General features: G+C 73.8%; 9 protein-coding genes. 6 read left to right on the top strand and 3 right to left on the bottom strand.

The window, feature by feature from the left end; genetic code table 11:
- Positions 1 to 98: 98 nt before the first annotated feature.
- On the bottom strand, positions 99 to 488 hold the full coding sequence (locus ACWEO5_RS36675; RefSeq protein WP_452166432.1) for a DUF3500 domain-containing protein: 390 nt from the start codon (positions 486 to 488) through the stop codon (positions 99 to 101).
- Between ACWEO5_RS36675 and ACWEO5_RS36670 the strand changes: the two genes are divergently transcribed.
- A complete protein-coding gene (locus ACWEO5_RS36670; RefSeq protein WP_452166431.1) occupies positions 471 to 971 on the top strand; it encodes a hypothetical protein in 501 nt (166 codons plus the stop codon). The two genes, ACWEO5_RS36675 and ACWEO5_RS36670, sit on opposite strands and share 18 nt — an antisense overlap.
- On the opposite strand, the gene ACWEO5_RS36665 is transcribed toward ACWEO5_RS36670, so the two are convergent.
- Both ACWEO5_RS36665 and ACWEO5_RS36660 read right to left on the bottom strand, forming a co-directional pair.
- A complete protein-coding gene (locus tag ACWEO5_RS36665; protein ID WP_452166430.1) occupies positions 887 to 2818 on the bottom strand; it encodes a hypothetical protein in 1932 nt (643 codons plus the stop codon). The genes ACWEO5_RS36670 and ACWEO5_RS36665 overlap by 85 nt on opposite strands.
- Before the next feature lie 513 nt (positions 2819 to 3331).
- Positions 3332 to 5050 (bottom strand): beta-ketoacyl synthase N-terminal-like domain-containing protein, encoded by a 1719-nt coding sequence (locus tag ACWEO5_RS36660; protein ID WP_452166429.1) that lies wholly within the window; start codon positions 5048 to 5050, stop codon positions 3332 to 3334.
- A gap of 279 nt (positions 5051 to 5329) precedes the next feature.
- On the opposite strand from ACWEO5_RS36660, the gene ACWEO5_RS36655 reads away from it, so the two are divergent.
- From ACWEO5_RS36655 to fabI, 5 genes are all read left to right on the top strand, one after another.
- Entirely contained in the window at positions 5330 to 6049 is a 720-nt protein-coding gene (locus ACWEO5_RS36655) for a Phenylacetic acid catabolic protein (protein ID WP_344558893.1), read from the top strand.
- A gap of 14 nt (positions 6050 to 6063) precedes the next feature.
- Positions 6064 to 7179: a radical SAM protein gene (locus tag ACWEO5_RS36650; protein WP_344558895.1), complete on the top strand. Its 1116-nt coding sequence runs from the start codon at positions 6064 to 6066 to the stop codon at positions 7177 to 7179.
- Between the two features lie 141 nt (positions 7180 to 7320).
- Complete coding sequence (locus tag ACWEO5_RS36645; RefSeq protein WP_344558897.1) at positions 7321 to 7563, top strand: acyl carrier protein; 243 nt, start codon at positions 7321 to 7323, stop codon at positions 7561 to 7563.
- Positions 7560 to 8738, top strand: a complete 1179-nt coding sequence (locus tag ACWEO5_RS36640) for a beta-ketoacyl-[acyl-carrier-protein] synthase family protein (protein WP_452166428.1) — start codon at positions 7560 to 7562, stop codon at positions 8736 to 8738. The genes ACWEO5_RS36645 and ACWEO5_RS36640 overlap by 4 nt, the downstream gene beginning before the upstream one ends.
- Complete coding sequence (gene fabI / locus ACWEO5_RS36635; RefSeq protein ID WP_452166427.1) at positions 8735 to 9568, top strand: enoyl-ACP reductase FabI; 834 nt, start codon at positions 8735 to 8737, stop codon at positions 9566 to 9568. Before ACWEO5_RS36640 ends, fabI begins: the two co-directional genes overlap by 4 nt.
- The last annotated feature ends 40 nt before the right edge of the window (positions 9569 to 9608 follow it).

Raw genomic sequence — 9608 nt, 5'->3', positions numbered from 1 at the left:
GGTGGTCGGCCGGGCCGCCCGCGGGGCGCGGCGCGACCGCTGAACCCGCCTGCCCGCATTCCGCCCGCCCGGGCGGCCGCCGCGGCGCCGCGGCGGGGTCAGTGGCGTTCGTACGCCTGCGGCGGGTACCAGGCGTCGGTGCGCAACGGGTCGGCGGCGGTGGGGCGGTGGGAGACCAGGCGGCGCCGCAGGTGTTCGCCGTTCGGGCCGTGCCGGGCGTAGTGGTCGAGCAGCAGGTCGTGGCCGAGGTCGTGGTTCAGGTCGCGCCAGACGGTGTGCACGTGCTGTCCGGCGGCGACCGCGTTGTCGGCCTCGACCAGCAGGTCGGCGGTGGAGACCCGGTAGTAGTGGGCGGTGTCGGGGGTGGTGCCGCCGGCCCAGGCGAAGCGCAGCCGGGCCGGCCGAAGACGGTGATCCAGTAGGCGTCCGGGTTGCGGAAGTCGCCCGTGAAGACGTCGAACTCCCGTTCGATGAAGTCGAGCTCGCACACGGTGGCCCCCACCCTGGTCGCCGCCTCCGCGATCATCCCCGCCCTGCTCTCCGCCCTCCGCCGGCCCGCCTTCTCCCGCACCGGCCTGCGCTGGACCCTGCGCGGCCCCCGCCTGCTCCAACTCTCCAGCCCCACCGTCTTCGGCCGGGCCGGCTCCCGGCCGCGCCCCGGCACTGACTGGTCGTCAGTGCCCCCTGGCACGCTGCCTCCCATGACCGACACCGTCTCCGCCCCGCAGCGCACCGACTGGCACACCACCCGCCTCGGCAGCCAGCCCATCCCCGTCCACTGCGGCCGCCTCGCCTACGACATCGACCTCGGCGAATGGGAGTGTGCCTGGTGCGACGACCGCGTCCACGTCCGCGACGTCCCCGACTGGCCCCGGCCCGCCCGGAATCAGGCTCCCGTTCCTCCGGCACCCCTGACCTCGGAGGCCCTCGGCACCAGCCGGTCCGGAACGTGGCGCGGCGGTACCGCGTGAGCGGCGTGGGCCCGTTCCTGCTCCCGCCGCCAGATCCGCACCAGTACTTCGTCCGACACGGGGACCGCGAACCCCAAGTCCCCGAGGAGCAAACGGAAGTAAGCGGGCGGGCGCTCACCCGGAGCCACCACGAGCGCGGACAGCAGCGGCGCGCCGGTGCCCCCGCTCACGCGCTCGGCGGCCACCAGCAGCCGACACCGCTCCGCATCGCTCACGTCCTTCGGCACGTCCGGCAGCAGCGGCCAGGCGACCGTGCTCCCCTTCCGTGCGACGGCGGTCAGATGGTCGCGCAGGCGTTTCGCCGGCTTCCCGGCCGGGGCGGGGCCACTGGTGGGGGACGTCTTCGGCGGAGTCCGAGGGGCTGGTGCGGGTGAGGACGGCTTTCCGGCGGACTGCGGGCCCTGCTCGGGGTAGTGCCCTCTCCTGCGGGCGGCCGCGACGGCGGCTTCGAGGTCGGTGATCCGTTGGCGCAGGAGTTGGGTGCCGTGCTTGTTGAGCGTGCTCTGCCGGATGCCCTTGAGGAAGCGGCGGGCGAGTTGGGTTTCGGCGGCGAGCCTTTTCTGTTCGGTTCTGCCGATCACCGTTCCGGCGAGGGCCCGGCCTTCCGCGATCAGTTTTTCCAGCCGGGTACGGTCGGCGGTCGAGCGGTCGACCGTGACACGGGCCGCCGCCCGGGTGGTGGTGCTCCGGGCGGACGGTTTCCGCCGTTCGGAGGGAAGCGGTGTGTCCAACAGGACCAGCACTTCGGGAACCGCGGCCTCCAACGGCAGCGAGGGCGGAACGGTCCGCGGGGGCACCCCGTACTTGGCGAACGCCCGGTCGGCCTCCCGCAGGCACCACCGCTTGAGTTGGGCCTTCGACGACGGCAGGCCGAACCCCAGGTCGTCCAGGACCTGTGGCAGGTAGGGCAACGGTTCGCCCGAATCCGTCCTGATCAGGGCGGACAGCACCGGATCGTCGCGGTGGAAAACCCGGTCCACCGCCACGAGGACGGCACGAAGGCTTCCGTCACCACGTCCGGAGAGGTCGGTGCCGACGGTCTGCATCAGACGGTTCCAGGTCGTCCGGCTGCCCCATCTGGCGTGCAACTCCAGGGCGCTGCGGATCGCGAGGACCAGGTCGTCACCGTCCAGTTCGCGAGGGGCGCTCCCGTTCTCCGACGGGGGTGCCGGGGCGGTGGGTGGGGATGTCCGCGCACGGGTGGCGCGGATCTCCCGTACGACCGGTGTGGTCAGGCCGTCCTCGGTCAGGACCGCCTCGGTGAACGGGGCCCAGTCGATGCCGCCGACGGGCTGTTGCACGCCCAAGTAGGGGCAGCGTTCCGCTCCGCGCGTCTCGAACTTGATGCGGAAGACGTAGCCCTGTTCGTCGAAGAACGTCCTGGGTACGGGCATCCCCAGGCCGAAGACCCAGTCGTCCCCGCCGGGCGCGACGGTCTCGGCCGTCGGCCCCCACAGGTGCTCGCTCCCGTTGCCGAGCCGGAACCGGAGGCCGCGCCGGCCGGGGAGGACGACGTCGATTCCGGAAGCCGGCCCCGGTTTCGGTCCGGTCCAGCGGACTCCGCCGCCGAGGCCGTGACCGGGGAGCCACTGGCGCAGCGTCCGGTGCATGAAGAGGTGGTCGGCGCTGGCCTCCCCCGTGGCGGTCCGGGTGCAGGTGTGGTGCGGGTGGTGGGCGAAGTGGCAGACCTTCTCCAGGTAGAGGCGGTCGGTCAGCGGTTCGCCGCAGCCTCCCAGCAGGGTGCCGCACCAGTAGGTGTACTCGGGGTGCTTCCGTCGCCAGGCGGCCAGTTCCCCGGCCCGCATCGGCAGGATGATCGCGATGTCCGAGTCCTTGTCTCCGATCACAGCGGTCTGGATGCGCCGGTGATCGTCGGACAGTGGTGGCAAAGCGGCTCCCACGGCGAGAAGACGGTGCGGTACGGGAAGGACGATGTTGCCACGTCACGCGTCGACGGAGTGCCCGAAGCCCGATTCCCGCCCTGCTGCGAGGAGTTGCCGGAACACGGACGAGGCCGCCCCGGGCGGGGGCGACCTCCTGGGACGGGCTCCGGGGCGCTGACCTGCGGAGCCGTCCGGGCCGGTAACGCCCGAGTAACGCCGGCTGCCTAGGGTGCTGGGCGAGCGCTGCGGGGCACGGTGGGAGGAGCCGGTGTCCCCGGCGGTGCCGCTCATCCTCGGGCGCGTCGGCCGCGGGACCCACCGGTCCCCGGGCGGCGCGCCCGTCGAGCAGCCCGGCCGGCGTGCCGGCGGGGCCCTCTGTGGGGAGGGTTCCCCGTCCGGGCGCCGGTCTCCGGTGGGGCCGGCCGGTGCGCGGCACCGTGCCGGCCGGCCCGGCCACCCGGGCGGGTGGGGGTGGGCTCAGAGCGGCCGGATCGAGTACGGGGTGCGCTGCCAGGGGTAGCCGGGCAGGTCGGCGGCCGGGCGGTCGTCGGCGGGGGCGCCGTCCGGGAGGGGTTCGCCGGGGGGCAGTTCGCGCACCCGGGGGTCCTGTTCGCCCCGGGCGAGGGCGGTCAGCGCGGCGCGGGCCTCCGCGGGGTCGGCGGCGGTGATCCAGGCGGCCCGGCCGAGCCGGGTGCGGCCGTGGGTCGCGGTGCGGGCGAAGGCGGGGTACGGGTGCCGGGTGACGTCCTCCGCCCAGCGGGCGGCGAGTTCGCGCAGCGCCTCGTCCTGGTGGGCGCTGATCGGGAAGCCGCGCACGGGCGCGTCCGCGTCGGCGTCCGCGTCCGGGTCCGCGGGTTCGGGGGCGGCGGCGAGCACCACGTGGGCGTTGGTGCCGCTCATGCCGAAGGAGCTGACGGCCGCGCGGCGCCCGGCGTCGGCGGGCCAGGGCACGGTCGCGGTGGGGACGGTCAGGCCGCTGCCGGCGATCTCGATCCGCGGGTTCAGGGTCTCGAACTGGGCCTGCCGGGGGATCTGCCGGTGCTGGAGGCAGAGCACGGCCTTGATCAGTCCGAGGACTCCGGCGGCGGCCTCGGTGTGGCCCAGGTTGGCCTTGACGGAGCCGACGTGCAGCGGGCGGCCGGTGCCGCCGAGCGCGGTGCGGGCGGCTTCGAGTTCGATCGGGTCGCCGAGCGGGGTGCCGGTGCCGTGGGCCTCCAGGTAGCCGACGTCCTCGGGGCCGAGCCCGGCGGCGGTCAGCACGGAGGTGATCAGCCGGCTCTGGGCGAGTCCGTTGGGGGCGGTGAAGCCGGAGGAGCGGCCGTCCTGGTTGACGCCGCTGCCCTCGATGACGGCGAGGATCCGGTCCCGGTCGCGCCGGGCGTCGGGCAGCCGCTTGAGGATCAGCGCGCCGCAGCCCTCGCCGCGGACGAAGCCGTTGGCCAGGGCGTCGAAGGGGCGGCAGCGGCCGGTGGGGGAGAGGGCCTCGGTGCGGGCGATCTCGGCGGTCGAGCGGGGGGCCAGCACCAGGTTGACCCCGGCGACCACGGCGGTGTCGCAGTCGCCCGCGGCGAGGGCGCGGGCCGCGGTGTGGACGGCGACCAGGGAGGAGGAGCAGGCGGTGTCGACGGCCAGGGCGGGGCCCTGCAGGCCGAGGGTGTAGGCGATCCGGCCGGCCGCGAAGCAGTGGCCGTTGCCGATCAGCCAGGAGGAGTTGGGTTCGCCGTCGGCCCACTGCCGGTAGTCCTGGCCGGTGATGCCGACGAACACGCCGGTGGATCCGGCGACCCGCCCGGGCGGGAGGGCGGCGTCCTCGAACGCCTCCCAGACGACCTCCAGCAGCAGCCGGTGCTGCGGGTCCAGGCCGCGGGCCTCGCGCGGGGATATCCCGAAGAACTTCGCGTCGAACCCGAGGACGTCCTCCAGGTACCCGCCGCGGGTGAGCAGCCCGTCCCAGCCGCCGGGGAACGCGCGGCGGCGCTGCTCCGGCAGTTCGCCGGTCAGGTCGCGGCCCTCGGTGAGCGCCTGCCAGTAGGACGCCCGGTCGGAGATCCCACCCGGGGCGCGCAGGCCGGTGCCGATCACGGCGATCCGGTCGTTCTCGCGCCGTTCGTCCAACTGCGCGCGCAGCGTGCGAATGGTTTCCATGGCCCGGCGCAGCGGGCCGGCGGTGCTTGCCGGGTCCTGAGTCGAGTGCATCGGCGGGAGTCTAGCGACCGCCGGTGGCGGCCGCAGGACAAGTTCCGTGACTGTTCTGCATGGTGAGACGGGAGTGGCGGTGAGGACCGGTCAAACCGGTTCATAACGCTGGAGTTTGACGATCACTCATCACACGGGTCTGGCCCGAACACGACCGGTTGTGGCAGGGTCGGGGTGAGCCACCGGGGGGGAATTCCCGCTCAGCTGCCGCACCCTGACGTCCGGTCAACGGGTGGCGCGCACCCCTCCCGGCGTTTTTAGCCGAAGAGGTGAGGGCACATGACGACGCAGATCTTAGACGACGAGGAAGTCGTGGTGCGGACGCCGGAGGAATTCCGGCGGATGCCCCGCGATTACCAGAAGATGCTGATCAGTCAGATCACCATCAACACGGAGGGCGAGCTCTCCGGCGGCGACGACTACGCGCTGATGTTCCTGCCGCTCGCGCCGAGCTCGGAGGAGCGCCAGGTGTGCGCCGAGCGCGCCACCGAGGAGTACGACCACTACAAGATCGGCAAGCGGATCCTCGCCGACCTCGGGGTCGACACCTCCTACATGGAGACGCAGTCCATCTCCGAGCGGGTGCTGTTCGCGGACGACCGCATGCACGACTGCACCACCTGGGCCGAGCGCGGGATCTACTCCTACATCGGCGAGGAGACCGCGATGGTGATGCTCCGCGAGTTCGCGGAGAGCAGCTACAAGCCGTGGGCCGAGGCCGTGCGCACCATCATCCTGGACGAGAAGATCCACATCGCCCACGGTGCCCGGGTCTGCCGCAACCTCGCCGAGACCGAGGAGGGCCGCGCGCAGCTGCAGGCGGCGCTGGACCGGCTGTGGCCGATGTTCGTCGGCATCCTGGGGAGCCCCAACACCAAGCGCTCCCAGCTGGCCGTCCGCTACGGCCTGCGCAAGACCACCAATGCCGAGGCCATCGAGGCCTGGCGCGAGAAGGTTCTGCCGCGCATCGCCAATCTCGGCCTGCGCGTCCCTGAGTGAGTCCCGGAGACGCCATGGCCACCCCTGTCGTGATCACCCCCCGTCCGCCGTCCCGCGCCGAGTCCAAGGCCCGCCTGCGCGGCCTGCTCGCCGACCGGCCGGACTACGCGGAGCGGCTCAAGACGCTCCGCGGCATGGGGCACCGCGTGCGCGCCTGCGAGGTGCACCTCACCACCACCTGCAACATCCGCTGCAAGGGCTGCTGGTACTTCGAGGGCGGCTTCGACACCGCCGTCAAGGAGACCTCCGACCCGGGCCTGATCCGGGAGTTCGCCCGGAAGCTCGCCGCGGACGGCGTCACCCAGGCCACCCTGATCGGCGGCGAGCCGACCCTGGTGCTGGACCGGGTCCGCCCGTTCGTCGAGGAGCTCCCGTACATCACGATCTCCTCGAACGGCCTGCGGCCGCTGCCCCGCGAGGGCTACGAGAACGTGGCGATCGGGATCAGCCTCTTCGGCGGCGGCCCGCTCGACGACCAGCTGCGGGCCCACCGGCCCAACGGCTCCTCGTTCACCGGCCTGTTCGAGAAGGGGCTCGGCCACTACAAGGACGACCCCCGGGTGACCTTCGTCTTCGCGCTGTCCGAGGACGGCCTGGAGTACGTGGAGCCCACCGTCCGGGCCATCCGCGACAACGGCAACCTGGTGACGTTCAACTTCTACAGCGAGCACGGCTCCGACCACCCGCTGCGGATCGAGAACGAGCAGCGCACCCTGGCCGAGGCGCTGCGGGTCAAGGAGCTGTACCCGGACACCGTGGTCAGCCACCCGTACTTCATCGAGACGCTGATCACCGGACGCACCCACTGGAACGGGCAGTTCGGCTACGACGTCTGCCCGAGCATCAGCGTCGACATGCCGGAGCACGAGCTCCGGGTCGGCAACGGCAACCCGGTGCTGGACGGCTTCGCGGTGTACGGCGCGGACTACAAGACCCTGCAGTTCTGCTGCACCTCCGGCGACTGCGGCGGCTGCCGCGACAGCCAGGCGGTCTACAGCTGGCTGATGGTCAGCCTGAACCACTTCCTGGACAGCTCCGAGCGGCTGGGCACCTGGCTGGACCTGGCCGAGAGCTACTGGCGCCAGTGGTACTGGGCGCAGGGCCAGTCGCCGGCCTTCCAGCGGCCCTGAGCCGGCCCCGAGCGCACGCAGCTCCGAGCCCGGCACCCCGCAGCACCGCACTACTCCGCAGCACCCGCAGTGCCCCGCAGCACTCCGCGCCCCGCAGCAGGCGCGCCCGACCCACCTGACGCACCAGAGTAAGGAACGACCATGTCTGTCACCGCCGAGGCGGTACTCGACCTCATCCGCGTCGAGCTCGTCGAGTCCGGGGTCGAGGAGGAGACCATCTCCCCCGACGCGAAGTTCGACGACCTGGACATCGACTCGCTGGACGCCGCCGAGCTGATGGCGACCATCAAGCGCGAGTACGGCGTCACCATCCCGCGCCCCGAGCTCGCCGGGGTCACCGTCGACCAGCTCGTCGCCAGGATCGTCGAGCAGGCCGCCAGTTGACCTCTGCCGTCGCGGTCACCGGCGTCGGTGCGGTCACCCCGCTCGGCGTCGGTGCCGCCGTCCTGACCGCCCGCCTCAGGGCGGGCGAGAGCGGCCTGGGCCCCGGCGAGGGCCGCTGCACCGAGTTCGACGAGGGCGAGCACCTCGGCCGCCGGGAGCGCCGCCGCACCGCCAGGTTCGCCCAGTTCGCGCTGGTCGCCGCCGAGGAGGCGCTGCGACAGGCCGGCTGGTCGGCCGGGCTGCCCTACCCGGCGGAGGAGATCGGCTGCGTCATCGGCACCGGCCTCGGCGGCGTGCCGGAGGCCGGCGCCGCCGCGTCCGGCTCCCCGCTGACCGTCCCGCTGATGATGCCCAACAGCGCCGCCGTGGCGGTCAGCACCCGCCACGGGCTGCGCGGGGAGTCCTTCGCGGTCTCCGGCGCCTGCGCGGCCGGGGCCCAGGCCATCGGCCACGGCCTGCGGGCCGTGCGCTCCGGGGCGGCCCGGGCGATGGTCGTCGGCGGTGCGGAGGCCGCCCTGCTCCCGCTGGTGCGGGACTCGTTCGCCGCCGCCGGGGCGCTCTCCCCGACCGGCCGCTGCCTGCCCTTCGACGAGGAGCGCGACGGCTTCGTGATGGGCGAGGGCGCGGGCGTCCTGGTGCTGGAACGGGTCGAGGACGCGCTGGCCCGGGGCGCCGGGATCCTCGGCCTGGTGCTCGGCTACGGCGCCAGCTCGGACGCCCACCACCTCACCGCCCCCGCCCCCGACGGCGCGATGGCCGCCCTGGCGGTCCGGCGCGCCCTCGCGGACGCCGGCACCGACCCGGCCGGCCTGCACTACGTCAACGCGCACGGCACCGGCACCCGGCTGAACGACGAGGCCGAACTGCGCTCGCTGCGGCTGGCCCTCGGCGCGGAGCGGGCGGCCGCCGTCCCGCTCTCCTCCACCAAGGCCGCCACCGGGCACCTGTTCGGCGCGGGCGGCGCGGTGGAGGCCATCGTCACGCTCGACGCGGTGCGCACCGGCTGGGCGCCGCCCACCCTCGGCCTGTCCCGGCCCGACCCCGCGCTCGAACCGGCCGACCACCTCCGGACGGCCCGGGAACTGGCCCCGCCCGGCGGCGCCCGCACCACCGGACTGTCCAACTCGCTGGGGTTCGGCGGACACAACGCCGTCCTGGTACTGGGAGCACCATGACCGCCACCACCACCGCCACCACGACCGGCAGCGGCCTCGACCTCACCGGCCGCCGCTACCTGGTCACCGGCGTCACCAACCGGGAGTCGATCGCCTGGCACGTCGCGGAGGCCCTGCAGCGCTCCGGCGCCGAGATCCTGCTCAGCTCCTTCGGCCGGGCCGCCCGGATCACCCGCAAGGCCGCCAAGCAGCTCCCGGTCGAACCCGACCTGCTCGAACTGGACGTCACCGACGAGGCCGCGTTCGCCGCCCTCGCCGACGAACTCACCCACCGTTGGGGCGAGTTGGACGGCGTGCTGCACAGCGTCGCCTACGCGCCCGCGGACGCCGTCGGCGGCGACTTCCTGGCCACCCCGGCGGCCAGCGCGATGACCGGCTTCCAGGTCTCCGCGTACTCGCTGCAGCGGCTCGCCGCCGCGCTCGCCCCGCTGCTCGCCAAGGGCGCCCGCGGCGGCAGCATCGTCGGCCTCACCGTGGACAGCAGCCGGGCACTGCCCGGCTACGACTGGATGGGCGTCTCCAAGGCCGCGCTGGAGGCCGTCGCCCGCTACCTGGCGCTGAACCTCGGCCCGGACGGCGTCCGGGTCAACCTGGTCGCCGCCGGACCGCTGGAGACCCTCTCCGCCAAGGGCGTCGGCACCTTCGACGCGCTGGCCGACCACTACGAGCGCTGGGCCCCGCTCGGCTGGGACCGCACCGACCCGGAGCGGGTGGTCGGCGCCGTCCTGTTCCTGCTCTCCGACCTCGCCGCCAGCACCACCGGCCAGGTCCTGCACGCCGACGGCGGCCTGCACGCGGTGGCCGCCGGCATCGGGCGGCCACCGCGCTGACCCGCGGACGCGGTGGTGGGGGGCGGCCGACGGCCGCCCC

It is taken from the genome of Kitasatospora sp. NPDC004272, from assembly GCF_053603035.1.
This window is presented reverse-complemented; position numbering and strand designations above follow the sequence as displayed.